This is a genomic window from Deinococcus multiflagellatus (genome assembly GCF_020166415.1).
Lineage (GTDB): Bacteria > Deinococcota > Deinococci > Deinococcales > Deinococcaceae > Deinococcus > Deinococcus multiflagellatus.
Genome location: NZ_JAIQXV010000001.1, coordinates 567,571 through 590,337 on the forward strand (window position 1 = coordinate 567,571; position 22,767 = coordinate 590,337).

General features: G+C 66.4%; 37 protein-coding genes. 1 reads left to right on the forward strand and 36 read right to left on the reverse strand.

Features of this window, described 5'->3' with window-relative positions:
- From K7W41_RS02710 to K7W41_RS02785, 16 genes are all read right to left on the reverse strand, one after another.
- Nucleotides 1-1,149, reverse strand: a complete 1,149-nt coding sequence (locus K7W41_RS02710) for a major capsid protein (RefSeq protein WP_224604416.1) — start codon at nt 1,147-1,149, stop codon at nt 1-3.
- A complete protein-coding gene (locus tag K7W41_RS02715; RefSeq protein ID WP_224604418.1) occupies nt 1,146-1,568 on the reverse strand; it encodes a hypothetical protein in 423 nt (140 codons plus the stop codon). The genes K7W41_RS02710 and K7W41_RS02715 overlap by 4 nt, the downstream gene beginning before the upstream one ends.
- Complete coding sequence (locus tag K7W41_RS02720) at nt 1,565-2,401, reverse strand: hypothetical protein (protein WP_224604420.1); 837 nt, start codon at nt 2,399-2,401, stop codon at nt 1,565-1,567. The genes K7W41_RS02715 and K7W41_RS02720 overlap by 4 nt, the downstream gene beginning before the upstream one ends.
- Before the next feature lie 79 nt (nt 2,402-2,480).
- Nucleotides 2,481-2,777 carry a hypothetical protein gene (locus K7W41_RS02725; protein WP_224604421.1) on the reverse strand — a complete coding sequence of 99 codons (297 nt, stop codon included), beginning with the start codon at nt 2,775-2,777 and terminating at the stop codon, nt 2,481-2,483.
- Between the two features lie 3 nt (nt 2,778-2,780).
- The gene (locus tag K7W41_RS02730; RefSeq protein WP_224604424.1) at nt 2,781-3,545 is read right to left on the reverse strand and encodes a minor capsid protein; all 765 of its coding nucleotides are present in this window, start codon (nt 3,543-3,545) and stop codon (nt 2,781-2,783) included.
- Nucleotides 3,542-3,784: a hypothetical protein gene (locus K7W41_RS02735; RefSeq protein WP_224604426.1), complete on the reverse strand. Its 243-nt coding sequence runs from the start codon at nt 3,782-3,784 to the stop codon at nt 3,542-3,544. Before K7W41_RS02735 ends, K7W41_RS02730 begins: the two co-directional genes overlap by 4 nt.
- On the reverse strand, nt 3,774-4,019 hold the full coding sequence (locus K7W41_RS02740; protein ID WP_224604428.1) for a hypothetical protein: 246 nt from the start codon (nt 4,017-4,019) through the stop codon (nt 3,774-3,776). Before K7W41_RS02740 ends, K7W41_RS02735 begins: the two co-directional genes overlap by 11 nt.
- A 3-nt stretch (nt 4,020-4,022) precedes the next feature.
- The gene (locus K7W41_RS02745) at nt 4,023-4,646 is read right to left on the reverse strand and encodes a DUF5662 family protein (protein ID WP_224604431.1); all 624 of its coding nucleotides are present in this window, start codon (nt 4,644-4,646) and stop codon (nt 4,023-4,025) included.
- Between the two features lie 36 nt (nt 4,647-4,682).
- The gene (locus K7W41_RS02750) at nt 4,683-4,892 is read right to left on the reverse strand and encodes an MbcA/ParS/Xre antitoxin family protein (RefSeq protein ID WP_224604433.1); all 210 of its coding nucleotides are present in this window, start codon (nt 4,890-4,892) and stop codon (nt 4,683-4,685) included.
- A 34-nt stretch (nt 4,893-4,926) separates the two neighbouring features.
- On the reverse strand, nt 4,927-6,681 hold the full coding sequence (locus K7W41_RS02755; RefSeq protein ID WP_224604434.1) for a hypothetical protein: 1,755 nt from the start codon (nt 6,679-6,681) through the stop codon (nt 4,927-4,929).
- A 71-nt stretch (nt 6,682-6,752) separates the two neighbouring features.
- Nucleotides 6,753-7,058: a hypothetical protein gene (locus K7W41_RS02760; RefSeq protein WP_224604435.1), complete on the reverse strand. Its 306-nt coding sequence runs from the start codon at nt 7,056-7,058 to the stop codon at nt 6,753-6,755.
- Nucleotides 7,059-7,354: 296 nt separating this feature from the next.
- The gene (locus tag K7W41_RS02765; RefSeq protein WP_224604436.1) at nt 7,355-7,621 is read right to left on the reverse strand and encodes a hypothetical protein; all 267 of its coding nucleotides are present in this window, start codon (nt 7,619-7,621) and stop codon (nt 7,355-7,357) included.
- 12 nt (nt 7,622-7,633) lie between these two features.
- A complete protein-coding gene (locus tag K7W41_RS02770; protein ID WP_224604437.1) occupies nt 7,634-9,238 on the reverse strand; it encodes a YlaK family protein in 1,605 nt (534 codons plus the stop codon).
- Complete coding sequence (locus tag K7W41_RS02775; protein ID WP_224604438.1) at nt 9,225-9,917, reverse strand: terminase small subunit; 693 nt, start codon at nt 9,915-9,917, stop codon at nt 9,225-9,227. Before K7W41_RS02775 ends, K7W41_RS02770 begins: the two co-directional genes overlap by 14 nt.
- 205 nt (nt 9,918-10,122) lie before the next feature.
- Nucleotides 10,123-10,353, reverse strand: a complete 231-nt coding sequence (locus K7W41_RS02780) for a hypothetical protein (protein ID WP_224604439.1) — start codon at nt 10,351-10,353, stop codon at nt 10,123-10,125.
- A 41-nt stretch (nt 10,354-10,394) separates the two neighbouring features.
- Nucleotides 10,395-10,547 (reverse strand): hypothetical protein, encoded by a 153-nt coding sequence (locus K7W41_RS02785; RefSeq protein WP_224604440.1) that lies wholly within the window; start codon nt 10,545-10,547, stop codon nt 10,395-10,397.
- Nucleotides 10,548-10,595: 48 nt separating this feature from the next.
- Here K7W41_RS02785 and K7W41_RS02790 point away from each other — a divergent pair, with 48 nt between their 5' ends.
- On the forward strand, nt 10,596-10,826 hold the full coding sequence (locus K7W41_RS02790; protein WP_224604441.1) for a hypothetical protein: 231 nt from the start codon (nt 10,596-10,598) through the stop codon (nt 10,824-10,826).
- A gap of 1 nt (nt 10,827) precedes the next feature.
- On the opposite strand, the gene K7W41_RS02795 is transcribed toward K7W41_RS02790, so the two are convergent.
- The 20 genes from K7W41_RS02795 to K7W41_RS02890 all read right to left on the reverse strand — a co-directional run bounded on the left by K7W41_RS02795 (nt 10,828) and on the right by K7W41_RS02890 (nt 22,742).
- Nucleotides 10,828-11,511, reverse strand: a complete 684-nt coding sequence (locus tag K7W41_RS02795; protein ID WP_224604444.1) for a hypothetical protein — start codon at nt 11,509-11,511, stop codon at nt 10,828-10,830.
- A 30-nt stretch (nt 11,512-11,541) separates the two neighbouring features.
- Nucleotides 11,542-11,751, reverse strand: a complete 210-nt coding sequence (locus K7W41_RS02800; RefSeq protein ID WP_224604447.1) for a hypothetical protein — start codon at nt 11,749-11,751, stop codon at nt 11,542-11,544.
- A 4-nt stretch (nt 11,752-11,755) separates the two neighbouring features.
- On the reverse strand, nt 11,756-12,052 hold the full coding sequence (locus K7W41_RS02805; protein WP_224604450.1) for a hypothetical protein: 297 nt from the start codon (nt 12,050-12,052) through the stop codon (nt 11,756-11,758).
- A 98-nt stretch (nt 12,053-12,150) separates the two neighbouring features.
- Nucleotides 12,151-12,396, reverse strand: a complete 246-nt coding sequence (locus tag K7W41_RS02810) for a hypothetical protein (RefSeq protein WP_224604452.1) — start codon at nt 12,394-12,396, stop codon at nt 12,151-12,153.
- Nucleotides 12,393-12,548, reverse strand: a complete 156-nt coding sequence (locus tag K7W41_RS02815) for a hypothetical protein (RefSeq protein ID WP_224604454.1) — start codon at nt 12,546-12,548, stop codon at nt 12,393-12,395. The genes K7W41_RS02810 and K7W41_RS02815 overlap by 4 nt, the downstream gene beginning before the upstream one ends.
- Nucleotides 12,549-12,557: 9 nt before the next feature.
- The gene (locus tag K7W41_RS02820; protein ID WP_224604456.1) at nt 12,558-12,770 is read right to left on the reverse strand and encodes a hypothetical protein; all 213 of its coding nucleotides are present in this window, start codon (nt 12,768-12,770) and stop codon (nt 12,558-12,560) included.
- The gene (locus K7W41_RS02825; RefSeq protein ID WP_224604458.1) at nt 12,760-13,170 is read right to left on the reverse strand and encodes a hypothetical protein; all 411 of its coding nucleotides are present in this window, start codon (nt 13,168-13,170) and stop codon (nt 12,760-12,762) included. Before K7W41_RS02825 ends, K7W41_RS02820 begins: the two co-directional genes overlap by 11 nt.
- Complete coding sequence (locus K7W41_RS02830; RefSeq protein ID WP_224604460.1) at nt 13,167-13,478, reverse strand: hypothetical protein; 312 nt, start codon at nt 13,476-13,478, stop codon at nt 13,167-13,169. The genes K7W41_RS02825 and K7W41_RS02830 overlap by 4 nt, the downstream gene beginning before the upstream one ends.
- Nucleotides 13,478-14,314, reverse strand: coding sequence for a sce7726 family protein (locus tag K7W41_RS02835; RefSeq protein ID WP_224604463.1), 837 nt, complete (start codon nt 14,312-14,314; stop codon nt 13,478-13,480). Before K7W41_RS02835 ends, K7W41_RS02830 begins: the two co-directional genes overlap by 1 nt.
- The gene (locus tag K7W41_RS02840) at nt 14,311-14,589 is read right to left on the reverse strand and encodes a hypothetical protein (protein WP_224604466.1); all 279 of its coding nucleotides are present in this window, start codon (nt 14,587-14,589) and stop codon (nt 14,311-14,313) included. The genes K7W41_RS02835 and K7W41_RS02840 overlap by 4 nt, the downstream gene beginning before the upstream one ends.
- Nucleotides 14,586-14,843, reverse strand: a complete 258-nt coding sequence (locus tag K7W41_RS02845; protein WP_224604470.1) for a hypothetical protein — start codon at nt 14,841-14,843, stop codon at nt 14,586-14,588. Before K7W41_RS02845 ends, K7W41_RS02840 begins: the two co-directional genes overlap by 4 nt.
- Nucleotides 14,843-15,025 (reverse strand): hypothetical protein, encoded by a 183-nt coding sequence (locus tag K7W41_RS02850; RefSeq protein WP_224604471.1) that lies wholly within the window; start codon nt 15,023-15,025, stop codon nt 14,843-14,845. Before K7W41_RS02850 ends, K7W41_RS02845 begins: the two co-directional genes overlap by 1 nt.
- Entirely contained in the window at nt 15,022-15,609 is a 588-nt protein-coding gene (locus tag K7W41_RS02855) for a hypothetical protein (RefSeq protein WP_224604473.1), read from the reverse strand. Before K7W41_RS02855 ends, K7W41_RS02850 begins: the two co-directional genes overlap by 4 nt.
- Nucleotides 15,606-15,854, reverse strand: coding sequence for a hypothetical protein (locus K7W41_RS02860; RefSeq protein WP_224604475.1), 249 nt, complete (start codon nt 15,852-15,854; stop codon nt 15,606-15,608). The genes K7W41_RS02855 and K7W41_RS02860 overlap by 4 nt, the downstream gene beginning before the upstream one ends.
- On the reverse strand, nt 15,851-16,654 hold the full coding sequence (locus tag K7W41_RS02865; RefSeq protein ID WP_224604477.1) for a helix-turn-helix domain-containing protein: 804 nt from the start codon (nt 16,652-16,654) through the stop codon (nt 15,851-15,853). Before K7W41_RS02865 ends, K7W41_RS02860 begins: the two co-directional genes overlap by 4 nt.
- Nucleotides 16,651-18,009, reverse strand: coding sequence for a replicative DNA helicase (dnaB, locus tag K7W41_RS02870; protein WP_224604480.1), 1,359 nt, complete (start codon nt 18,007-18,009; stop codon nt 16,651-16,653). The genes K7W41_RS02865 and dnaB overlap by 4 nt, the downstream gene beginning before the upstream one ends.
- Entirely contained in the window at nt 18,006-19,148 is a 1,143-nt protein-coding gene (locus K7W41_RS02875) for a hypothetical protein (RefSeq protein ID WP_224604482.1), read from the reverse strand. The genes dnaB and K7W41_RS02875 overlap by 4 nt, the downstream gene beginning before the upstream one ends.
- Nucleotides 19,145-21,868: a DNA methyltransferase gene (locus tag K7W41_RS02880; RefSeq protein ID WP_224604484.1), complete on the reverse strand. Its 2,724-nt coding sequence runs from the start codon at nt 21,866-21,868 to the stop codon at nt 19,145-19,147. The genes K7W41_RS02875 and K7W41_RS02880 overlap by 4 nt, the downstream gene beginning before the upstream one ends.
- Entirely contained in the window at nt 21,865-22,041 is a 177-nt protein-coding gene (locus K7W41_RS02885) for a hypothetical protein (RefSeq protein WP_224604486.1), read from the reverse strand. Before K7W41_RS02885 ends, K7W41_RS02880 begins: the two co-directional genes overlap by 4 nt.
- Entirely contained in the window at nt 22,038-22,742 is a 705-nt protein-coding gene (locus tag K7W41_RS02890; protein WP_224604489.1) for a hypothetical protein, read from the reverse strand. Before K7W41_RS02890 ends, K7W41_RS02885 begins: the two co-directional genes overlap by 4 nt.
- Between the last annotated feature and the right edge of the window lie 25 nt (nt 22,743-22,767).

Sequence of the window (22,767 nt, forward strand, 5' to 3'; positions counted from 1 at the left end):
TCACTGCCTCCGGATCAGCACAAGGCGGCGGCTGTTGCGGATCACGGGCAGGCCGTTCTCCACACCTTCGCCCACCAGGGCGAACGGGTCATTCTCGGGGGTGTACAGACGGCCCCAGCGGCCCAGGGGCTCACCGCGCCACGTGCCTTCCACCGTGGGCGCCACGTGGTAGTACCCCAGCGCCTGCTCCGGGATCTGGGTGCCGGTCAGGCTGACCAGCTGGTTCGTGGTGTTGCGGCCGATGACGCTGATCACATCGTCATCCACCATGGGCACGCCGATGGTTTCCCCGGGCGTGGTGGGGTCGATGATCTGCCCCTCACGGCCGTACCCGATCAGGGTGGCGCTGCGGGCCTGATCGCCCGTGCTGGCGATGGTGAAGCCGCCGTTGCCGTCGCTCTGCAGGCTCTGCGTGCGGCGCACCGTCACCGTGCGGATGTTCCGCTCCGGGCTGTACACGTCGCTCACGATGTCCATGCGGTTGGCGGGGTTGTCGATCGCGGCCTGCAGCGTGTTCTGGCTCATCACGATGCCCACGCTGCCCTTCACGATCTTTTCCGCCTGGCTCAGCGCGGTCCACAGCTTGGAGGTGGTGCCTCCCACGTGGTCCGTCCCGGTCAGGGTGATGATGTTGCTGTTCGGCACCTTGTAGTCCACCAGCAGGCGACGGCCGTTGAACATCCAGTCGATCTTGCCCTGCGTCAGGGCCTGCATGGCCAGGTACTCGGCACTGTCATCCAGGGACTGAATCACGCCCTTGTTGAACAGGTTCATGCCCGCTTCGCCCATGAAGTCATTCACGGTGCGGCCGGGGATCTGGCCAGCAGTGGCGCGCAGCAGGAGCTGCTGCAGGCTGCGGGCAGGCGCTTCATCCAGGCGGATGGCCTGCGCCAGCTTGGCGGTCTTGTGGCCGTAGGTGGACAGTTGGATGGCCGTTCCTTCGGGGTAGCGGCTGTCCATCCCCACGTGACCGGCCATGACGGTGCGGATCTCCATCATGCCGCCGTCCACGTCGTAGTCCGGCATCTGGACACGGGGCAGGAAGCGGCCGGACAGGTATTCGGCGGCGGACGGGGGCGTGTTGGCGATCTCGATCAGCGCGCGGTTCACCGACAGCGCGGCAATGACTTGAGCCCAGGACAGGTTCATCGACGGTCCTCCCACTTCATGAAGGTGAATCGGGTGGCGAGGGCCGCACGCACCGTGGCGTTGGCCAGCACACGCGGGCTGCCACTGGCGTCAGGCAGCACGTTCTCGTACACCACACCGCCCACGTAGGCGCCGTAGCCGCTGGCCGCCATGCCCCGGCCGTCTTCCTCCGCGTCCGTTTTCAGGATCAGCTGGGGCTTGCCGGCCGTGCCGGCGCCAGGGCCGCACAGGTACTCACCCGTGGTGCTGTTGCCAGTGGGCTCGATGATGGTGCCGGCGGGAATAACACGCTTCCCGGCGGTGCCGTACTTGGCGTCGGTGAACGCGGCGAAATCGATCTGAACGCCGGTTCCGAAGGTGGCCATGCTGGCGCGGTCAGCCACGAAAGCGGCCAGACCAAACTTCTTAATTACGGTCATGCGGTTCCTCCAGCGGGGGGAGTGGGATTGGCGGCGGCTTGCCGGTCTGCCAGCACCTTGGCGGCGTACCCGTGCAGCCCGTTGCTGCCTGTGCCCGCACTGGCGCCGGCCTGCCCGGTGACCGCGGTGCCGCCTTGCGACTGCGTGGTCTGGGTGTCAGTGGGAAACAGGGCGGGCACGTAATCGGCCCAGTGCTGCTGGGCGTAGGTTTTCAGCTCGCCCAGATCCTTGCCGTCCTTGTCGAAGACGTGAACGGCGCGTTTGTCGCCTTCGCCCTGCACCTTGGCGCTCAGGCTGTCCCGGTCCAGGCGCTCCGTGAGCACGCTGGCCTTGGCCTTGGCGACGTCCGCGACCGTGGCCACTTCCGCGCTGCGCTTCAGGGTGTCCCGTTCTGTGACCGCGAGTTTCCCGGTTTCCAGTTCGGTTTTCAGGTCGGCAGGCTTCCCGAGGGCGCGGTAGGCTTCCCACTCTTTCGCCTCGTCGGGGGTGAGGGACTTCCCGCCCTCCGGGGTCTCGCGCTGGCGGAGCTTGAAGTTGCTGGCTTCCAGGTCAATGACCTTGTTCACCAGTTCCTTCAGGTCTGCGCCGTCGAGCTGGGTGCGGCGCATCTGGCGCCACTCGGCGTCCGTCATGCGTCGCTCACCGCCACCCTGGGCGGTCTGGTCACCTGTGCCTTGCACAGTGGTGGTGCCGGCCGCCGTGGCCGCCCCGCCTTCCCAGAGGGTGAGCTGGGGGCCGAACATGCCGCGCCGCGTTTCGTACAGGCCCAGGAGGGCCAGCGAGGGGACGGCGGCGCCTTGCGCCTTGGTGGTGGGCTGAACGCCTTGCGTCATGGTTCCAGCGTGAAACCGCGCGTGACACCCCCACACGAAAAACGCGCCCCGTGTGGGACGCGCTGTGCGGCGCTGAGCCTCAGTTCTCGCCAGCGGCTTGCCGGAGTGCGGCGCGCAGCTCCAGTTCCTCACGCTGACAGGCCTGCAGGGAGGCGAGGTGGTCACTCACCCACGCGAACGGGGTCAGCCAACCGTTCAGGGCGCAGTGAAAGGTACCCTCTTCGTCCTCAAGAATGTAGGCGTTGCGCTTCTTGCCGCTCTGGTACGCCACCCAGCCGCTGCGCACCGTGAAGGTGCGGGGGTCGTTCTGGATGGCCACCGTGGTGCCGGGCGCGGTCAGGCAGTGCGGGTGCGAGGCGAGGCGCTGAGGTTCCATGGCTCAGCCTTCCCCTGCGCGTGACACGTCCTTGAGCGGCACCACCGCCCGGCAGCGGCAGCGGATGGCCTGCCCGGGCAGCTCTGGGGCGCTGCGCCAGGTGAAGACCCGGCCGTGCAGCAACTCGTGGGCCCTGCGCTGTCTGCCGTCCATCAGGGAGCGCCACTGGAACTCTTTGACCCCAGCGGCTTTCAGCAGGTTGCGCTCAGCGGTGGCGGCAGCGGTCAGCAGCTGATCCTGGGCGATCAGGACGGCCCGGCTACGGCTCACGTTCAAACGTTCCTGCAGCAGGTCAGCGGCCTGCTCTGCGGACAGGTTCTTTCGCAGGGCTTCACGCGCGGTCCGGGCCGCGTCATCCCGGAAGCGCTGGCTTTCCTTGGCCCAGTACCGGTTCATCTCCCGCCGCTGGCGCTGCACCGCTGCCGCTGCCGCCTCACGTGGATCGGGAAAGACCAGGGCCGGGTCTGTCAGCACGGATAGGTCTCGCGTGTTCAGCGCCCGGTCCTGCACCGATCGCCGCACCACCCTGAGCAGCTCAGCGGGTGGAAGGCCGGTGGTCTTCGCCGCTTCACTGATCAGTTGCAGCACGCCCCGCAACGCGGCTGGGCGCTGGGCACGGGGCAGGCTGAGCGCCGCCTTCAAAGCACGCTCGGCGGCCTTCAGGTTGACCTGCTGGAACTGCCGCAGGGCGGCCCCTCTGGCCTGGGCCAGGGCCTCTTCCTCCGCCGCGCGGGCCTGCTCGATCAGGCGCTTCTGTGCCGGGTTCATTCGTCAATCCGCCGGATGTGGTTGCACCCGAAGCTCTCATTGGTGACCATCTTCCGGTCCAGCTGGCTGGGGTCCGTCAGGATCAGCGTGGGGCCCGGATTCTCTTTCGCCACCTGCGGGGACTCCATCACCTCCCAGACCTCGCAGTATCCCCAGTTGGCATTGTCGCGCGGCAGGGTGGGTTGCCAGTACCGACAGAACGCGCAGCGGATCTGGTACAGGTGAAGGTCAGGACTCATTGGCGAAGTGGGCGCGGATGGCCTGCGCCGCCAGGGCACGTTCCGCCTGCGCCTGCGGCTGATCCCCCTGCTGGAAGGTCAGCCGCAGGCGCGGAAAGGACCTCACATCCTCAATCACCTGAAGGTTGCTTTCCAACCGGAAGCCATGCTCACGGGCCAGGGCGTCCAGGGCCACGGTGAACTCAGCCATGCGGGCGCGGTCCGCTTGTGTCCAGGCATTGACAATCGGCGGCATGGTTTATCGCCCCTGGCCGGTCAGCGCGGTGTGTGCGGCCCAGTACCGGGCCTCTGCCACGCGGTACCCGTCGGAGAGCACGCCATGGCTGTCCTGCACCTTCCACAGGTTGAAGTCACGCTGGGCCGCCCGGAACTCACGCAGCAGTTCAACGTCCCGCTGCTCATCGGCCAAGTACTCGAGTGCCGGCACGGTGTTCAGCAGCAGGGCGGTCAGCCCTTCGCCGTAGCCGAACCGCTCCGCGTTGATCTGGATGCTCTTGCGAATGTCCCCGGTGGCGTGACGTTTCGTGGCGGCCATCCAGTCGCACAGCATTTCCAGCAGCTGCAGCAGGTTCATATCCCGGATGCCGTTCAGGTGGTGTTCGGGGTGGTGGTCATTGTGCAGGTAGTGGTGCTGCAGCGCCGCACCCATCTCTTTCAGGCTGGCCTTGTACGCCTCACTGCCGTACTCGAGTTCACGCAGGCGGGGCGTCACCGTGTCAAATACCTCGACTTCCGGGCTGGCCAATTTGCTCAGGTCATGCACGTGCGCGCGCCGGGTCAGGTCCTGCACAGCGGCCAGCAGCAAGCCCCGCACCTCGGCGATATGCGCGTGGGTGTCGGGGCGGGAATCGTAGGTGTTCATGCCCGTAGCGTCTGCCTGGGCGTGACAGGATTGGATTCAGGTGTAAACGCCGTGTTCCATTCGGTTCAGCATGAGACGAAGCTCTGCTATCTCAGCGAGGCCTCGTGAAGCGTATTCCCCTGGGCAGGCAAAATGCAGGGCGATATTGGGGCGTTTCAGCCACCGGGTCGCCTCTTCGGCATCATTGAAGTACACACAGGCGGCAATCCCCAACTCCATCAACTGTTGAACATGATCTTGGGTCATAGCTGAGCGTCTGCCCGGGCGTGACAGAACGGGTTCAGGCCGCGCCCTGTTCCTCTTCTGTCTCTTCCTCGTCACCTTCACCCTGGTCACCCTGCACTGGCGGCGGCCCACCCAGATCCGCCTCACGCTGCATGGTGATGTCCTCTTCCGAAATGCCCAGCGCGGGAAAGGCGAGGCTCAGGGCTTTCAGGCCCACCCAGGTAGGAGCTTTCTCCAGCAGCACCAGGGCCACGTCCTGCGTGATGGGCTCCGAGGCCAGCCCGGTCAGCTCCGCCTCGCTCTCCTCTATGCCCACCAGGGCGCACCAGGTCTTGTACGAGATGCGCCGGGCATCACGCATCTCGTTGGCGGTCTTGATCTGCTCGGGGGTGGGCTGCACCGCGCTGATCCGGGCCTGGGCTGTGGCTTTGAAGTCCTCCCACTCCGCGCGGCGGTTGGTGAAGTGCAGGGCCAGAGACACCACCGTGCTGATCAGCCAGCGCAGCAGCTGCTCCAGGGCCATGCGGGTGGGCTCCAGTGAGGTGATGAAGTCCTGCACCGCCTGCACCCGGGAGATGCCGTTGGCCATCGCATCCCCGGCGATCAGGACGTGCAGCTGCCGGGCTTCATCGAACACGGCTTCACGCACCGCGGCGAAGGTCTCCCCGAAGGTGGCCCACTGCACCGGGTCCTTGTACACGATGTTGGGCGTGGCGAAGTTGCCGGTCGGGATCATCTGCCCGGTGGCTTCATCGTGGGTGAACACGGCCGTGCCGTTGAGGAAGTTCGTGACGCCGGCGCCCACGTTGTAGGTGCTGGGCACGAACCGGCGGCCGTCGAGCGCAGTTTTGTCTTCAACCCACTCCCCGGGCATCTGCGCGTTCAGGATGGTGCGCTCGATGAAGCCGCCCAGGTCGATGTTGCGGCTGCCCATCGTCATGATCTTGTTGCCGAACTGGGACAGGCGCCGGATGCTCTCGGTCACCAGGGGCTTGAGGTTGATCTCGAACAGCATCAGGTCGGGCAGAGGGTAGAAGTCCGCCGGGTCGGTGTCCTGGCCAGTGGCGGCCGGGGTGACGAGCGTGCCGCGCACCTCGCCCTCAGTTCTGCGTTCCTGCAGCTCCCACCGCTCCTGATCCTGCTCGTTGGTGTAGCGGTAGTAGGCGCTGGTGACGCGGCCTTCACTGTCCCGCACGATCCCTGCCTTGTCCCACTCCGGGGCGTGCACGCTGATGAAGCCCATGGCCTCAGCGAGCTTCAACCCGCCCGGCACACCCATGACGGGCTGCCCTTCTACCGTCCGCCCCACCTGCCGGAGCTTGCTGCGCGGCACGAACAGGCGTAGGGTGCCGGCACCGCTCCAGACCGCATTACGCAGGGCCTGCTGAATCGCCAGCCACACGCCACTGTTGTCCCACCAATCGGTGAAGGCGTCCCAGTACTCGTCGATAAACCCCTGTTCCTTCACCGTGGGCTTCTGCCCGTCCTTCACCCGGCGGCGGGGGCGGATGCCGATCAGCGGTTCACGCCCCGCGATACCCCAGACGTGGCGGCCCACCACGTTATCCACGAGGTTGCGACTCACGAACTGGCGCCGGATCTCTTCGGTGACCCGGGCAACGTTGCGCGCCCCGTCCGCACTGCCATCGAACTTGGGCAGGGGGCCGGTCCAGCCCTGGCCGTCCGCCCAATGGTTGTCCTGCATGATCTGGTAGGTGAGCTTCAGGACTTCGTTGCTGGTACGGGCCTGCTGGGCGTCTTTCGCGCGTTGCAGCGGGGTTTTGGTTGAGACAGGTGCAGGCGCGGTCATGGGTGCATGGTCGGGTGCGGCGTGACAGGAAAAACCCCTCGAATTCGAGGGGTTTGATTCATCATCAATCTTCAGTACGCGAAGTCGTTTCGCGGCAGGGTAAACATTCGCAGGGCGGGGCGCTGATCCAGGGTCACACGGATGGTTCGCTGCGTCGGGGCGGCCTGCATGGGCATCTGGCTCTGCGCCAGATCCGCACGCTGCAGTTCTGCCGTCGCATCACTCAGTTTGAACATTGCAGGCTTCAGGTAATCCCAGCGGGTCACGTTGTCCCATATGTGGGTCACCATCTCCCAGCCGTCATCCAGATAACTGCGGGTGGCGATGCCGAGAGTAGAGAAAAGGGACAGGGGGATCAGCAAAATCGATTTCCTCATGACGCACCTCGTGTGAGCCGGGCGGAACGTTGCCCCCAGGCACGCAGTTATGGTCCGGCGGCGCGTGACAGGTTGAAGAGTGTCCAGGTTCACTCCAATTGACGCATTCCTTGACCCAAAGCGGCATTTGGCCCAGTTTGTGAGGACAGCAGAACGCGCCGATGCACCGGGCTGGTGTTCGGCGATGGGCTGGGTTGTGGTGGCCCGCTGCTGACACTCCGCTGGTCAGATGCACTGCCAGGCGTGAAGCCATGTCCGAGCTGAGGTGAGGATGCCCGGGCAGGTGACTGTGCGGATCAGTCCAGGTCAATCAGCAGGTGCGGGGGCATACCTGTTTCGACTGCTGGATAGGGAATGCGGTGCGTGGCATTCCCACGATCAGGGAAGCGAATGACCTCACCTGAAGACTCTTCTGAACGGGGTTGACCGTCGAAGGTGCCATACGGAACGTCAAATTCCACGATGGCACGCTCACCAACCCGGGCCCAGCTGGTGGTGGTTTCCACCACGATGCCTTCCGCCCGATCATCCAGCTCACCCTTCTCCCAGGTCATCTTGATCATGCTCCACTCTACTCACCCACCCAGCGGCTGGCTGTAGGTTCCGGGCACGTGGAACTGCGGCGGCTTGGCTGGTGTCATCAGGGCCATGACCACAGCGTCACCCACGTCAGGGCTGCGGCCGATGCGCGCGATGATGTCTTCTTTCAGCTCCACCTGGATGCCGCGCGCGGTGAGCTTCCACCGGGGGGCGCAGAGGTCCGCCTTCAGTACCGGATCTGGGGGCAGGGCCAGCCCATCCCCTTTCACCGGGTCGAGTGCTTCCCGCAGGCGCCAGTAGGTCAGGGCGCGCAGGTTGGCGAAGGTCAGAGCGCCGCTCATGTCGCGTTCCTTGGTGCCAGAGCTGTTCACCACCGCCGTGACCTGCACCCCGTCCATCCGCTTGAGGCTGTCGTAGGCGCTGGTGCCCACGTTCGTGGCGTCGATGAAGATCGGCGCGTTCCCCTCTCGGGCGTTGAGCACCAGGGCGGCCACCGCGTCCCCATCGCGGGTCACGGTGCCGGGGTAGACGAGTGGGGGCGCGTACCAGGTGCCGTAGCGAGGCGAGATCACGGTGCGGTCCTTGCCGCCGCGGGCCACGTCCACGCCCAAGGCGCTCTGCGGCACGTCGGGGCGCTGCTCAGTCCAGCGGGCCATGGCTTCTTCCACCCAGGCGGTGGGAATGACCTGCCAGGGGTGGTCATCGGTCTTCAGGTCGAATTTCCCTTCCAGCATCTGCGAGCGCAGCGGCTCGGGCAGGGCCTGCAGCGTGGCCATGTACCCGGTCCGCATGTAGAACTCGTTGTCTGTCACGCGGGCTGGAATGAAGGTGCGGCTCTTAGGCGTGACCAGGGTGAGGTCACCGTCTTTGTCCACCACACCTTTCACGTAGCAGGGCGTACCGTCCCGCACGGCGTGGTCCTTACCCTGGGCATCCACCACGAACCAGCGCAACTCTCCGGGTTCGGCTGGGCCCAGCTCGATGGGCAGGCCGTCCTCTCCCAGGATCACCTTGCCGGTCAGGGGGTCGGTGAGGGTGACGCGGTACTCCGCCACCAGCCAGGGCGCGAACATCTTCACCACCCACTCGCCTTCCGGATCGGTGGGCGGGTTGCCGGTCAGCACCACGCGGGTGCGCTGCTGCGGGTCAGCGGTGCGGTTCCAGCCGATCACGAAGCGCACCTGGGACTCACTGAAGTTGGGCACCTCGTCGAAGATATGCAGGTCTCGGTCACGGCCCTGCTGATTCTTCTTATCGTCCTCGTGCTGGATGGATTCCAGCTCAATCACGCGACGCTTACCACCCACCACACCGCGCCAGACGTGTTCCGTGGCGTTGTACTTTCCCATGCCGTGGGTGAGGTTCTTCAGGCGCTCAATGATGCCCTTCAGCTCGGGGTACACGCGGCGGAAGATCACGGCGCGCTGGTGTGCGGTGAGGGACAGGCCCAGCGCCAGGTCCGTTTTCCCCCCGCCAGCCGCGCCGCCATAGAAGAGGATGTCTGCCGGGCTGAAGTACGCTTCCAGCTGCGGCCCGGGCTGGGGCGCCCAGATGCAGTTCGGATCACTGAGCATGTCGATCAGCCGCAGCTCATTGGGTGTGAGCTGGTCCAGCGCGGATTGCACCTCAGCGGTCTGCATCGGTCTTTCGTGCGGTGGCAGCGGCGATCAGGGCAGCCACCCGCTCGGCCCGGTCCACTTCCGGAATGGCGTTGACGTTCTCCACCTGCAGGGGCTGCCCTTCCGGCGTGCTGACCTGCACCTTCTCCGGCCCGAAGATCCCAATGTACTTCCCAAGATCGACGAGCGCGGCCCGCTTATCGTGCATCTTCACCCGGCCAGAGCGGCGGCGTTCCACTTTGATGCCTTCCTTGGTGGGTGTCTCGATCTCAATCACCTGGAAGCTGAAGTCCTGCACCGCGTCAAGATCCGCGTCAGGGATCTCGCTGCCCGGCCGGAGGAAGGGCTGCCCATCCTCATCCACACCCATGATGCGGCGCTTGCTGGCGAAGCCGATCTTGGCCAATTCCAGCAGCACGGCTTCTGCCCGGATGCCCGCCCGCTCCAGCGCTTCCGCCTTCGCCGTTTCGACCCGGGCCAGGACCTTAGCTTTTTTAAGCAATCGGTTGGCCTGCACCCCGGCGGCCACGTCGCTCTTCACCTTGTACCCGGCGCGGCGCACGGCGGCGGCCCCGTTCCAGTCGATCACGTATTCGACCGCGAACAGTTCTTCCAGGTGGGTGAGTTTGTCAGGCTTGCGGCCGGGGGTCTTGGCGGGAGCTTTGCCCGCTTTCCGGCCGCGCTTCTTCTCCCCGCTCATCGCCGGACCCTGACCAGTTCACTGCGAGGGCCGTGAGGGCAGCGCTGTGGAGAAAAGCTGTTGTTGGGGTCTGTTGGGGTGGCGTCGTCGCCTTGCGGGCCGGCCGTGCCGCCCGCCTTGCGGGTGGTGGTCATGCGGGTAGTTTCGTGCCGTGTGTGACAGCAAAAACCCCGCACTAGGCGGGGTTCGGCAGTCAGGTGTCGGGTTAAACGCGCTGGCGTTTCCGGGCGGCCTTCCTGGCCTTGCGGGCCTGTTTCTTTCGGGCCGCTGGGCTGAGCGCGGCGCGTTTCGGGAAGGGCGCTGAGGGCGGCTCAATCACCCGGAACGCAGTGATGTACGCCTTGGGGCTGATGCCGTCACTCAGCGCGGTGCGGTCAAGTTCCCGCCGGGCATAGTCCACCGCGATACCAGACACGGGCATGAGCCTGTCCAGCATGTATTCCTGCTCCGGTACCAGGGTTGGCGCCTGGGAATACATCAGCCCGGACCGTAATAGGGCTTCTCAGCATTGGCCAGGGTCTTGACCTGTTCAGCACTCAGACCGGCCGCCACATGGGCGCGGGCCTGTTCTGGTGTGATCCGGCCAGCCTCAAGGGCATTGATCAGGGCGATAACCGCTTCTTTTTCCATAGGGCAAGATTGGACCTGAAGGTGACAACAAAACCCTAGACTGAACTCATGTCAGACGGCAGTGAACCACCAATCCAGGCCGCACACCGCGAGTTTCACAAGGACCGCAACTTCGCAACAATCAAGGTCGGGCAGGGATGGGAGGTTGTCCCCGGCTCAATCGTTGTATGGAGTTGGAAAGATCCCGCTGAAGAGGTGTGGGAAGTTGTGGAGGTGTTAAGCCGCGCCGAACCGCATCACGTGATGGGGCACAAGGTTCTGGCCAGACGCTTGAGTTAGATCAGTCGCTGTAGACATAGGCGTCGAGCGCCGCACATTGAGCTAGGTACCGGCGCACGCTCGTTTCCGGAAGGCCGGTGGCACGGCTGAGCCAACGGGGGAAGCTGCGCGAGAGGGCCAGTTGCGCGTGCACCTCTTGCATCAGGCGGATCTGGGCGGCCTGCCTCGCGTCCGGGCGTTTCCCCCACTCCCGCTTCGCCCAGGCCTGGGCCGCTTCGGTCAGGGCTTGCTGGGCGCTGCGGTTCCCCGGGCGCCGTTTCACTCTGGAACGGCCGCGCTTCCGGTTGCGGCGCCGGGGTGGCGCGGGGGGCTCGTCAAGCCACGTTTCAGCCTGAAACGGCGTGCGTTCCCGTTCCCGCAACTCAGCGAGGAGGGCGGGGACGGATTGGTCGGGGTTGCTGGTGACGGCCAGGGCCAGTCCGAGGCGCATGCGGTAGTAACAGGTGTAGACGCTCAGGCCGCTGTGCCGGGCGAGCCAGCGGGGGTAATCCAGCCCGAAGACCCCGGCGCGCAGGAAGTCCAGCTGCAGCTGGTACACCGCCCGGGCCTGATCCTTGACCGTGCCGGCGCCCGGCCACCGGGCCGCCCGGCCTTCGAGGACCTGAATGTCCTGGGGGCTGACCCGGTAGCGCTTCGCTTCCTTCGTGTTGGTGGGGGCGTCTAACAACGTGTACCTCAGCGGCACGCAAACGCGCCAAAACTCTTGGGGATTTCTTTAGTGTTTGACAGGGTGCCTACGAACCACCTTGCGACGCGCCTTTTTCCCGTTCCGGCTCCAGAAGATTCCGCGCTGACCATCAAGCAGGGCATTCCAGAACTCTTCCGTGCGGGCGATGCGGATCACGAAGGCGGGACTGTTATGGACCGTGCCCCGCGTGATGCGCCGGGCGGCCTGGTCAACGTAGCTGCGAGGCTTGCGGGGCATAGGGTTACCTCCGGCGGGTGGCGGCCGTGCGAGCGGGGCGGCGGTCCTGGGGGCGGTGCGGTGCGCGGGCGTTGGCCTGCAGGGCGAGGTGCAGGGTGCGGGGCCGCACCTCGGGCCACATCCGCTGGCGAGGTCGGACGCGCTGGAGCATGAACTTGTCCTGTACCACCCGCTTCATCGCCTCGCAGAACTGTTGGAAGGCGGCAGAGGCGGCCTGGGCTGCCGCGCGGAGTTGTTCACTGACTTCAGCCCAGAAATCCTGAGCAGGAGTGCGCAGCTGGCCGTCGCGGTAGATGGTCACCTGCCGACACCCACCACACTTCGCCCGCTCACCTTCATCAGTGCGACTGCTAACGCCCAAGGCGACGCTGCAGTGCGGGCAGGGCAACAGGCGCAGGGTCACCAGCTCACCACCACTTCGGATTCGTTGGGCCCCGCTTGACGGCTTTGGACCCGGTACCCCAGACCCTGCAGGCGGTGCACCGTGACCGGCTGCAGTCCAGACACCCTCACTTCACACTCGCCCCGTTCAATGGCGTGGTTGATCTTCGTGCGCAGCTGCAGCAGTTCGGACTCGGCGCGCAGATTGGAACGCTGATCCAGCGTGGCGCGGGCTTGAGCGGCGGATGGAAAGTCATCAGTCACAGGAAGTCCTCCTGAATGCGGCGGCGGGATCGGCGGTGACGCCGGGCACGCTCGATTTGACGGCGCACCCGACCCTTCAGGGGCAGCACCGTGCCCCGGTTGGTCAGCGCGGTGATGATCAGGCCCTGGGCTGGGTCGAAGACGAATTCCACCCAGCGGCCCTACACCGGATAGATCACGCAGCACCGCCCCGGGTGGCTGCCACTGGGCCGGACGTGCAATCGGGGCAGCACCCGGTCGAGGGCCTGGCACAGGCGCAGGTACTCGGTGGGGGTGATGCCGATGCCGTAGCGCACCCACAGCCCCTTCGCGGCGTGGTCAAAGACCGCTTCTGCCCGCCGGGCGCGCAGCTCGGCCAGCGCGTCAACGTCCACAAGGGGTCACCTCCACCACCACGCAGGGCTGGGCCGGGTCGTATTGGGGGAAGTGATGATACCCGTACACGTACTTGTCCCCGCCCGGAAACAGCGCGTCCACGATGCCCTTGCGCACGTTTTCCGGGTCACTGTGGGCGCCATTGGGGAAGAAGCACCACACGTCCACCCGGATGGGGTGCGCGCGGGTGGCGTCCAGCACCATGGCGGGCGCGTGCCGGGCCACGTGCTGCTTCCAGTCGCTGTACTCCCTGGCCCGGTCAAAGTTCGGCGATTTGCCGTTGGTGTAGTAGCCCACCAGCTTGCGCACCGTGGGCGGGCCTGGGACTTTGCGCATCTTGCCGTCCAGGCCTTTCTTCTTGGCGTGGCACAGCATCGCGGGGATGACGAAGCGGATCATGCTGCCCCCTGCTGGGAGCGCTGCGCCCGTTCCTTCCACACACGGTTCAACATGTCCTCGCCAGCGGGCGTGAGGGTGTACCCGTACACGCGGCCCGGCTGGCGCCCCTTCAGGCGCTGCCGGGCCAGCAGGCCCAGATTGAACAGGCGGTCCACGGCGTTGCGGGCGGTTTCCAGTCCGACCTGCAGCAGTTCAGCGTCGCGCCCGGAAGCACACTCCAGCAGTTCCACTTTCGTGCGTGGTTCCAGACAGGCCACGGCGAGCAGCGCAACAGAGGTGCCTTCCAGGGTCAACAGCTTTCGGGGCATCAGCGGTCACCGTCCAGGCGCACAGCCGTGACGCGGGTGCCCTGACGGGCGGCCAGGGTGCGGAACGTAAGCTCCAGCAGTGCAGCGGTGTTGTAGTGCCGGCGCAGGATCTCCAGGCGCCGATCATTCGTCAGGCTGCGATTGCGGACGTGGCCGATGTCGCGCAGCAGGGCGTTCAGTTCCGTGCTCCACAGCTCACCGGTGAGCAACCCGGCCCGGATTGCTTCACCCGCCCCTTCCTGCGGCTCCCGCACCCACTCACGCACCTCGTGTGTCGCTGAGTCCAGCAGCACCACACCCCAGGCCTGGGGCAGCAGGGGCAGGGCGGCGTCGAGGTGGCGGGGTGTGGTGGCCAGCACCCGGCGGCCGAAGGTGCGGTCGTAGCCGCGCACCTGCCGGGGCAGGCGGTGCAGGGTGTCCCGGTCCGTCTTGATCTCGTACCCGATGCTGCCCTCATCGTCAGGCAGCACCAGGAGATCGGCGCGGCCTTCCTCGTGACGCTCCCCACGGGGCGGGGTGCGAAGCGCGGCTTCAGTCACGGCCCAACCCGCCCGATGCAACCCCATCAGAGCGCGGCGGGCTGCACCCTCATCCACCCCGCGCCGCGCCTGAGCGGGTGCCTTCGCCACTCTGAACCGCTTCGCGTAGGTGTGAGGCGGTCCACCGTTGTATCCAGGGAAGGTGGCGTCGTACCAGCCCTGCCCCACGTAACTGATCGTGGCCTCTGGGCCCAGGGTTTTGCCCGCGTAAGTCTGGGCCGCAGTGTCGCGGTCCGGCGCTTCAATCCGAGTCCGACCGTAGTGCCTGGGGTTGCCGCACAACCATGTCACGCTCACGCACCCTCACCCCCCAGTGCCAGGGCGGCCCGCACCAGCTCGTCACGCGCAGCCCGGACGGCGTGGCCCGTGCTATCCGTGCGGCTGGCCTCCACGGCCAGTTGATGCAGGTAGGTCAACCGCCTGGCTTGGGCGGTCTGCACTTCCAGATCCGCGCGCACCTTGCCCGCGTATTCCTCAAGCGCTTCGGGCCGCACGGGGATGCCAGACCGGACAGCCGAGGCCATGGAGTCCAGCTGCATGGCCACCAGAAACAGTGGGCGCGGCGCCTTCATGCGAAGACCTTCCCGAGGGGGCACGCTGCCCTGCATTGCTGAATGAAGTCGTCAGCCGCCTGTGCCGTTGCGAAGGGGGGAATGCGCAGCGGATGAATCCGCACCGTGACCACATAGGCCACGTGCTGGCCTTGCTCCACTTCAATGTGGCCCAGCGCCTGGACATGCTTCAGGGCGACGAAGCCCACGTCACCACGTGTGTCGACGTACTTCCCTGCCCGGAACTGTTCAACCATCTGCGCGTGGCTGGCCATCAGTCCTCACCCCCAGGCAGGCGCGCTTCACGGCGCTGGATGTAATCGTCCAGGCTGATGCAGGACTCGGAGTCAACGAGGTGCAGGGTGCTCAGGCGCTGGCGGATCTCCTGCTTCCGGGTGTAGCGACGGCCGCGCGCCAGCGCGCAGGCCACGAGCCAAAGACCTTGAACCGTGTTCATGCCTCATCCCCCTTGTTTTCCGTGCCGGCGCGGTAGGCGCGCACGATCCCGGTGAGCGTTTCATCTGAAACCGTCAGGAACGCGCGGAACACGAGTTCGTCACGCTCGGCGGGCTGCAGGTGATCCAGGCCCAGCACGCCCAGGCGGCGCTGCACCTGTTCCCGCAGCTGGGCCGCCTCGCTGGTCATGCGGCGCCCCACGTGGCCGGTGTCGAGCTGCTGGGCCAGATCCCGCACGGTGTGGTTGGCCAGAGCGGTGTTCACCTCGGCCGTGCTGGCCCCGCCGTCCAGGGCGCGCGCCGCGTCGATCAGGTCTCCCTGATCCGTGCCGGATGTGGCGCCCAGGCTCAGGGCGTACCCGGCCCGCCACGCGCGCCACGCGGTGGTGCGGGACAGGCCAGCGTGCCGCGCGAGGGTGGCGCTGAAGTCCCCGGTGTGCCCGGCGGCGGTCCAGCGCAGGTAGAGCTGGTACGCCTCCCGGGCGCGGTCATTCAGGGTGCGCTGCGCGGTGTGGTAGGCCGCGCCCCAGGCCTGCATCTCCTGTTCCAGGGTCAGGGCCCGGACCTCAATCTGCAGGGCCGTCATGCCTGACCCCCGAACAGTGGCCCGATCAGGCGGGGCTGCGTGGATTTGGTTTCGAGGCCCAGCGCCTTGATCGCCTCTTTCCGGACTTCCAGCCACATCTTGTAGGGGTGATGCTCCCGGGTGCCGAACGGGTAGGCCTGGTCAATCTGGCGCAGGATCTCTTTTGCCGGGGTGCCAGCCTTCTGACCGGCCTGCACCAGGGGCCAGATGACGCGGCCGGCACGCCGCTTCCAATAGCTGCTCATGCGGCGCTCCTGTCCTGCTCGGCAAGGTGGGCGCGCAGGCGGGCGGCGCGCTGATCCTGGGCAGGGCTGTGCTGATCGAAGAAGGCCAGGACCTCTGCTGGGTCAAACCAGTACGAGGAATGCCGGCACTGCAGCGTGGGCATGCCCTGGTACACCCAGCTGTGCACCGTGCGGGAGGTCACGCCACAGGCGGCACACAGCTGCGTGGTGGTCATGCGGCCGGGGTAGTTGAAGGGGAGGCTCATCACGGCCACGAGACGCGGGGCATCTTCCCGGCGGATGGCCAGACGCTTTGCGGTGCCCTTGTCGCCGCGCACCATGCAGTTCAAGGTCTGCAACCCCAGGCGCCGGACGTGCCGGTAAGGAATGTCATCCCGCCAACCGTGCTCATGGATCAGGTCCGCAATGGCCACCCAGGCGGGCGGCACGCCACTGCGCTTCAGCCGCTCCCGTTCCACGTGCTCAGGGTTGTAGAAGTACTGGTTCCCCACGCGCACGGCGTCGAGGTCACCCCGTTCATTGAGTTCACCCACCGTCGAGGCGGTGAGGTTGAGTCGATCTACCACCTGCTTGATCCCCAGCCACCCAGCGGGGCGCTTCAGGACGGTGGGTGCGCGGCGCTCGCGGTGTGAGGCGTACCATTCCAGCTCCGACAGGCTGGCAGCCTGCACCCGTCCCAGCTTGTACAGGCGCTTGCCGTGCCGCTTGAACGTGTCTGCAACGGCGTCAGCGGTCACGCCATAGTCCGCCGCTATCTCGGTCAAGCGGATCAGACTCAGGTCCTCAAGCCGACTGCTCATGCCGACCCCACGTATTCCGGGGCGAGGTCGTTGAAGCGGGTGAAGGCGCTGTGGAACTGGGTCTTCACCGTGCCGGTGGGCCCGTTGCGCTGCTTACCCAGGATGAACTCCGCGATGCCCCGTTGATCGGTCTCCTGGTTGTAGTACTCGTCGCGGTAGATGAACATCACCACGTCGGCGTCCTGTTCCACGCTGCCCGACTCACGCAGGTCACTGAGCATGGGCCGGTGGTTGGGGCGCTGTTCCACCGCGCGGCTGAGCTGGGAGAGAGCCAGCACAGGAATGCCCAGTTCCATGGCCAGGCCCTTCAACGCGCTGCTGATCATGGTCACGCGCTGCACGGTGTTCTCCCCCGCCCGGCCGCTCACCTGCACGAGCTGGAGGTAATCCAGCACGAACAGACTCAGCGGTTCGTCCCGGTGCGCTTGCCGCACCGCGTCCAGCAGTTCCTGCAGCTTCAGGCCGGGCTTGGCCAGCATGTCCAGGCGCAGGCCGTCCAGGTGAGCACCCGCGTGGGTCAGGCGCTCCCAGTCCCGGTCGTTCAGGTTGCCCTGGCCCCGGCGGGATTCACTGAAGCGCTTGAGGTCCACGCGCGCCTCACTGCACAGCAGGCGGGCCGTGATCTCTTCCGTGGGCATTTCCAGGCTGAAGCCCAGCACCCGGCCGCGCACCCTGGCCACGTGCACCGCCATCTGGAACGCCGCAGCGGTCTTGCCCATCGCAGGCCGGGCGGCCAGGACGTACAGGCGCCCGGGTTCCAGGCCGCCCATCAGTTCATCCAGGTCCTTCAGGCCGGTGGGCGCGCCGTTCGGGCCGGTGCCCTGGGCCGCCTGTTCCAGCACGGCGCGCACCGTGTCCCCCACCCGCTCCAGTCCGGAGTCAAAGCGGGTGAGGTTGGGGATCAGTGCCGTCATGGCGTCGATCTCTTCCAGCGGGACGGCCTGGTCATAACAGGCCTGCATCAACTTCCCGGCCGCCGCGATCTTGCCGCGCAGCGTGGCCTTTTCCAGCACGATCCGCGCGTAATGCTCGGCGTACACAGCGGTGGGCACCTGATCGGCCAGCCCCATCAGGTAGGTCAGGCCTCCGGCCTCGTCGAGCTGGCCGCGCCGGGTCAGCTCTGCGCTGAGGGTGATGAGGTCCACCGGGCCGGGCTGACCGTCCTGGGTGCGGGCATCCCGCAGCGCCGGCACGGCCGCCCAGATCAGGCGGTGCTTGGCTTGGTAGAAGTCCGCGGGCTGCAGCTGGCTGACCGCCGTGTTGGTCAGGGCATCATTGTCCAGCAGCACGCTGCCCAGCAGGGCAATTTCGGCAGCGGTGTCATGCGGGGCAACGCGGGGGGTGAGGTCGTTCATGCCGCACCCCCTTCCAGTGACCAGCGGGCCACGATGAAGTCACCCAGGTCCAGGGGGGCGTTGGACTCGGCGAAGTACACCAGACCGTGCTCCACACTCTCGATCGTCCACACCTGCCCGTTCGGGGCGCGGCGCCGCTCACCGGGCTGGCACTGCGCGCCTTTGCGCACGTTGGCGCGGTTGGCGGTCTCAGCTTGCTGCACCTTCGCCGCGCGCCGCATGCGATCCGCCAGGGCCAGATACGGGTGGGCGTAGCTGCCCGCCACCGTGATCTCACCGGCGTGCTGGCGCAGCTCGCTGGCGCGGCCTTCCTGCACCCAGGTGGCGAATTGGATGATCTGCGCGTCCTGTGCGGCGCGGTCCAGCTTGCGGGCCTTCGTCCAGGCCGCCCAGATGTCCCACGCCCCGGCGGCGGTCAGGATCTCCTGCGCGGCGCGGTACGTGGCCGGCGCGGCGGCCGGAACATGTTCCGTGTCTGTCACGTTCTCGCCCCCTCCGTGGTGGTATGCGGTTTCAACCTGAAACGGGTTCAGGTGTGTGGCCCCGGCCTCGCCAGAGGCCGCGCCGTCAGGCGCCGTGCTGGGGTTCTGATCTGTTCCGACCATTGCCCCCCCAGCAACACCAACCGGTGCGGGCTGGGCTGGCCAATTCGTGGAAGAGACGTTGTTGGTTGGGTTTATTTTCTTAGCTTCACTTAGCTTCACTTCTTTAGGGCTGACACTTTTCCCCACCCACACGTCATTTTTCGGTGCGTTGAATCCGGATTTCCGGACGGATTTCCGAACGGGTTTCCGTCCGGTCTTCCGGAGTTCCAGCTGCCCGGCCGCCTTCGATCCGGCCCAGGCCCACTGCCCGTCATGCCCCACCGCGTGCCCCAGGTCCGCGAGGCGCTGCAGGTTGGCCTGCACCTGGGTGTGGCCCCGGCCGATCAGCTGGGCCACCTCACCCCAGTGGATGGGGCGCATCTTGCGGTGGGCCAGCAGCACCAGCGCGGGTTTGACCAGGGCGTTATCCAGGGCGTAGAGCACCGAGGTGTCCTGTTCGTTATCCAGGGTGGTGAAGCCCTGACGGCCCTTGGCGGGTTCCTGGGACGTGGGGCCCTCCGGGTGCAGCTTCAGGTTCTTCGCGGGGGCCATCATGCACCCCCAGCGGCCAGCGGGAAGAGGCGCGTGGCGGCCTGCTCAGCCGCCTGGGACACGTGGCGCTCAGCCCAGGTGAAATACTCGGGCTTCAGTTCCACGCCCTCGCCCCTGCGGCCCACCTGCAGGGCGCCGTACACCTCGGAGCCGATGCCCAGGAAAGGCGTGAACACCACCTCGCCGGGGTTGGTCCAGAGCGTCACGCAGCGGCGGATCACGTCCAACTGCAAGGGCGCCAGGTGTTTCTCGTCATCGTCGCTGCGCGCAATCTTGGCGTTCAGCACGTCGGTGCGGTTGATGTCGTACCAGACCGGCGCCGCGTACTTCTGCCACATCGGCAGGGTGAACTCGGCTGGGTCATGGGTTACGCGGGGCGTTTCATCCATCCCTGGGCCCCATTTCCGGAACACCACCACGTACTCGGCCATGCCCTGGCGGTTCTTTGCCGCGTTCTCGCGGATGTTCTTGTACAGCAGGCCGTCCGCTTTGGTCCGCTGCATCTCCCGCACCGGGTCCAGGTCAATGCAGATCTCGCTGTGGTAACTCCAGAAGCTGCCATCCTCGCCGCGAGGCGCGTTCAGGAAGGCCCGGATGGTGTCACCCCGGAAGTCGCGCAGCGCGGTGTAGCCCTCCTGGCTGGCATAGATGGGCAGGTTCTTGACGTGTACGGCGCAGAGGCGCCCCGGCTTCAGGGTGCGGCGCAGTTCCGGGATCAGGAAGGCGAAGTGGGCGAAGAAGTGCTGATCGTCATCCGTGTTGCCCATGTCCCGCAGGTCCGGGCTGTAGCTGTACAGGTTGGAAAAGGGCGGGCTGAAGATCTGGAAGTCGTGTGAGTGGGTGTCCAGCCCCTTGATGACCTCGCAGCAGTCCCCGTTGAACAGCCGGTACCCGTCCCCTTCCACGGTGCGCCGGTGCGCCGGCCCGACGTCCAGCCGGACGCTCTGGCCGCGCGCGGCCGTGCGGGTGGCGGCGATCAGCTTGTCCTGCATCGCGCGGTGCTCGGCTTCCTTGCGGCGCAGGGTGCCCAGCACGGTCTGATGCGTGTCGGTGGTCACGAGGTGCACCTGCACGGGCCGCTGCTGGCCGTAGCGGTCAAAGCGGCCCACCACCTGGTACAGCTCTTCAAAGCTGTAGTTCAGGCTGACCACGGCGGTGCGGGCGCAGTGCTGCCAGTTCATGCCCCAGCCCGCGATGCTGGGCTTGGTCACCAGCACCCGCGCGCGGCCCTCACTGAACGCGCGCAGCCCCTCTTCCTTCTGCGCGGCCGTCATGTTGCCCCGGACCTCGGTGGCCTCCGGAATCAGCCGGCACACCGCCTCGGCTTCCTGATTGGTGTGCACCCAGATCGCCCAGGGTTCCTGGGACTCAGCCGCCACCAGCGCGGCCACCTGGGCGGCGCGCTGATCCAGCGTGAGCTTCAGTTCCCTGTGCAGGCTGGTGGCGCTGGCGCTGACCTGCCGGAACAAGCGCCCCTCTTCCTCGGCCGCGCCGGTGTGATCGGTCTGCACCGTGTGCACCACGTACTCCGGCGCGGGGCGGGCGTAGCCCTCATCGGAATAGCTTTCCTGCAGGTCGCTGGGCAGGCGCAGGGCGCGGGCCCAGGTGCTCAACCAGTGGTAGAACTCAGCCTCACCATGGCGCTTCAGGCGGAAGGTCTGCGCCTGCGTGGTGTCGTTGATGAACCAGCGGGTGAGCATTTCACCCGGCTCCATGATCCCCAGGAACTCGGCGTGGTTACCCAGCTCCACGATGTCATTCGGGCTGGGCGTGGCCGTGGCCGCGAGGCGGTAGGGCGTGCCCTGGAAGGCTTCAATCAAGGCCATCTTGGTGCGGCCCATGAAGCTCTTGAGGATGCTGCTCTCGTCCAGTGCCACCCCGGCAAAGGTGCCGATGTGCCCGGCTTCGGTCAGGGCGTCCAGCTTTTCATAGTTGCTCAGCACCACGGGTGCGTCTGGCAGCGCGCCCCCGTCCCACACCATGGCGGGCAGGCCGAACTTCTGCGCCTCCGCTTCCAGCTGAAAAGTCACGGCCAGTGGGGCCAGGATCAGCACGGGGCGGCCGGTGTGCCCCGCCACCTGATGCCCCCAGGTAAGCTCCATCAGCGCCTTACCCAGGCCACGCTCAGCGAAGAGAGCGGCGCGGCCCTGTTCAAGCGCCCAGGTCACGAGGTCACGCTGGAAGGGCTTGAGGACCTCGGGCAGGTCCGCCGGGGTGAAACCCATGGGTTGGGCTTCCACCACTTTGGCGTTCAGGAAGTCGGTGTAAGCATCCCGGGCGACGGCGGGGGCAGGAATATCGTGCATCACGTTCAGCCCGTCACCCACCACGCGCAGCTGGCCGTCGGGGAACACGCCGCGCACCGTGCCAGTCATCTGCTGGCCCTCATGGGTGTAGGTCAACCGGTCACCGATGGTGAAGGTGCCCGGGCGCGCCAGGAACTCACCACGCTGGCTCTTCGCCACCACCGCGTCCAGCTCCGGCAGGACCGCCTTCACGGTCCCCTCGCCGTACTCGGCATGCGTGATGGTCTGGCCGTGCTTCGGGAGGGCCAGGGCACGCTGCCGGTACTCGTCATGGGTCAGGCGGGTGACGGTGCCGCCCTGCCCTTCCATCAGGCTCTGCCACTCGGCGCCGTACCCGGCTGGCCAGTCGCATGTGCTGCCCATCAGGTGGCCGTCGGCGCTCACGGCCTGCAGGTAGTCGGGGGTGCCCTTGGTCATGCCGCCACGCCCCGGTTCACGTCGCGCCGGATTTTGTCTGCGGCGCTCTGCCCGTAGTGCATGGCGAGGCTGGCCAGGAACGCTTCGCGCTGCCGGTTGTCCAGGGGCCGCAGGTCACGCACCCAGGCGTAATGCAGCCCCGGCGTCATCTGTCGGGGGCTGAGCTCGCTCATGCTGCGTCACCGTCTTCGGTGCTGCGAGTGGCCTGCTCATCACGGATCTTGGCGACGATGTTGGTGCCTTCCAGCAGGTGCCAGTACTTCAGCAGCTTGGCGCGGGCGCCGGCCAGTTCCTCTTCCGTGGGATCGGTCAGCTTGCCGAAGTTCAGGTGGGCGAACAGCTGCCCCAACTGGTCAGCGGTGCAGGCATCCAGAAAAGCAGCGGGGAAGGCGTCAACGAATTCCGCGTCCTGAATGTCCTCGGTACCGGGCAGGGCCAGCACTTCTTTCGGGGCGTTCAGGACACCGGCCACGATCACGGTGGGTTCCTGCTCTTCCTCTTCAAATAGGGGTTTGGCGTCGGGGCGCTGGCGCTCTTTCACCTCCACGATCAGGTTCAGCTCGAAGGCGGCCCGGTCGAACAGGGCGGTCAGGTTGTCATGCGGGTCGCAGAACTTTTCCAGCGTGGCCACCGGCACGAAGTCCTTCATCTTGCTGCCCTTGCTGGTGAACTTCAGGGTGCGGTAGTCACCGTCGCGGGTGTTCACCACCTGCACCTGAAAGGTCACGTCCTTGGTTTCCTGCGCGTTGTGGGCGGCGCGCAGGAATTCCAGCGCGTCGGCGGGCACCTGCACGTCCAACTGGCTCATCAGGTTGTCGCGGGTGTCGAGTTTGGTTTCGGTGCGGTGCGCGCGGACCAGATATTCGTTTTTCATGGCAGACCTCGGGGGGTAAGGTGGG

Excerpts from the sequence above, each read along its gene's own strand:
- K7W41_RS02710 (WP_224604416.1), bottom strand. The coding sequence starts at position 1,149 with ATGAACCTGTCCTGGGCTCAAGTCATTGCCGCGCTGTCGGTGAACCGC.
- K7W41_RS02715 (WP_224604418.1), bottom strand. The coding sequence starts at position 1,568 with ATGACCGTAATTAAGAAGTTTGGTCTGGCCGCTTTCGTGGCTGACCGC.
- K7W41_RS02720 (WP_224604420.1), bottom strand. The coding sequence starts at position 2,401 with ATGACGCAAGGCGTTCAGCCCACCACCAAGGCGCAAGGCGCCGCCGTC.
- K7W41_RS02725 (WP_224604421.1), bottom strand. The coding sequence starts at position 2,777 with ATGGAACCTCAGCGCCTCGCCTCGCACCCGCACTGCCTGACCGCGCCC.
- K7W41_RS02730 (WP_224604424.1), bottom strand. The coding sequence starts at position 3,545 with ATGAACCCGGCACAGAAGCGCCTGATCGAGCAGGCCCGCGCGGCGGAG.
- K7W41_RS02735 (WP_224604426.1), bottom strand. The coding sequence starts at position 3,784 with ATGAGTCCTGACCTTCACCTGTACCAGATCCGCTGCGCGTTCTGTCGG.
- K7W41_RS02740 (WP_224604428.1), bottom strand. The coding sequence starts at position 4,019 with ATGCCGCCGATTGTCAATGCCTGGACACAAGCGGACCGCGCCCGCATG.
- K7W41_RS02745 (WP_224604431.1), bottom strand. The coding sequence starts at position 4,646 with ATGAACACCTACGATTCCCGCCCCGACACCCACGCGCATATCGCCGAG.
- K7W41_RS02750 (WP_224604433.1), bottom strand. The coding sequence starts at position 4,892 with ATGACCCAAGATCATGTTCAACAGTTGATGGAGTTGGGGATTGCCGCC.
- K7W41_RS02755 (WP_224604434.1), bottom strand. The coding sequence starts at position 6,681 with ATGACCGCGCCTGCACCTGTCTCAACCAAAACCCCGCTGCAACGCGCG.
- K7W41_RS02760 (WP_224604435.1), bottom strand. The coding sequence starts at position 7,058 with ATGAGGAAATCGATTTTGCTGATCCCCCTGTCCCTTTTCTCTACTCTC.
- K7W41_RS02765 (WP_224604436.1), bottom strand. The coding sequence starts at position 7,621 with ATGATCAAGATGACCTGGGAGAAGGGTGAGCTGGATGATCGGGCGGAA.
- K7W41_RS02770 (WP_224604437.1), bottom strand. The coding sequence starts at position 9,238 with ATGCAGACCGCTGAGGTGCAATCCGCGCTGGACCAGCTCACACCCAAT.
- K7W41_RS02775 (WP_224604438.1), bottom strand. The coding sequence starts at position 9,917 with ATGAGCGGGGAGAAGAAGCGCGGCCGGAAAGCGGGCAAAGCTCCCGCC.
- K7W41_RS02780 (WP_224604439.1), bottom strand. The coding sequence starts at position 10,353 with ATGCTGGACAGGCTCATGCCCGTGTCTGGTATCGCGGTGGACTATGCC.
- K7W41_RS02785 (WP_224604440.1), bottom strand. The coding sequence starts at position 10,547 with ATGGAAAAAGAAGCGGTTATCGCCCTGATCAATGCCCTTGAGGCTGGC.
- K7W41_RS02790 (WP_224604441.1), top strand. The coding sequence starts at position 10,596 with ATGTCAGACGGCAGTGAACCACCAATCCAGGCCGCACACCGCGAGTTT.
- K7W41_RS02800 (WP_224604447.1), bottom strand. The coding sequence starts at position 11,751 with ATGCCCCGCAAGCCTCGCAGCTACGTTGACCAGGCCGCCCGGCGCATC.
- K7W41_RS02825 (WP_224604458.1), bottom strand. The coding sequence starts at position 13,170 with ATGATCCGCTTCGTCATCCCCGCGATGCTGTGCCACGCCAAGAAGAAA.
- K7W41_RS02830 (WP_224604460.1), bottom strand. The coding sequence starts at position 13,478 with ATGCCCCGAAAGCTGTTGACCCTGGAAGGCACCTCTGTTGCGCTGCTC.
- K7W41_RS02840 (WP_224604466.1), bottom strand. The coding sequence starts at position 14,589 with ATGAAGGCGCCGCGCCCACTGTTTCTGGTGGCCATGCAGCTGGACTCC.
- K7W41_RS02845 (WP_224604470.1), bottom strand. The coding sequence starts at position 14,843 with ATGGCCAGCCACGCGCAGATGGTTGAACAGTTCCGGGCAGGGAAGTAC.
- K7W41_RS02850 (WP_224604471.1), bottom strand. The coding sequence starts at position 15,025 with ATGAACACGGTTCAAGGTCTTTGGCTCGTGGCCTGCGCGCTGGCGCGC.
- K7W41_RS02855 (WP_224604473.1), bottom strand. The coding sequence starts at position 15,609 with ATGACGGCCCTGCAGATTGAGGTCCGGGCCCTGACCCTGGAACAGGAG.
- K7W41_RS02860 (WP_224604475.1), bottom strand. The coding sequence starts at position 15,854 with ATGAGCAGCTATTGGAAGCGGCGTGCCGGCCGCGTCATCTGGCCCCTG.
- K7W41_RS02865 (WP_224604477.1), bottom strand. The coding sequence starts at position 16,654 with ATGAGCAGTCGGCTTGAGGACCTGAGTCTGATCCGCTTGACCGAGATA.
- dnaB (WP_224604480.1), bottom strand. The coding sequence starts at position 18,009 with ATGAACGACCTCACCCCCCGCGTTGCCCCGCATGACACCGCTGCCGAA.
- K7W41_RS02875 (WP_224604482.1), bottom strand. The coding sequence starts at position 19,148 with ATGATGGCCCCCGCGAAGAACCTGAAGCTGCACCCGGAGGGCCCCACG.
- K7W41_RS02880 (WP_224604484.1), bottom strand. The coding sequence starts at position 21,868 with ATGACCAAGGGCACCCCCGACTACCTGCAGGCCGTGAGCGCCGACGGC.
- K7W41_RS02885 (WP_224604486.1), bottom strand. The coding sequence starts at position 22,041 with ATGAGCGAGCTCAGCCCCCGACAGATGACGCCGGGGCTGCATTACGCC.
- K7W41_RS02890 (WP_224604489.1), bottom strand. The coding sequence starts at position 22,742 with ATGAAAAACGAATATCTGGTCCGCGCGCACCGCACCGAAACCAAACTC.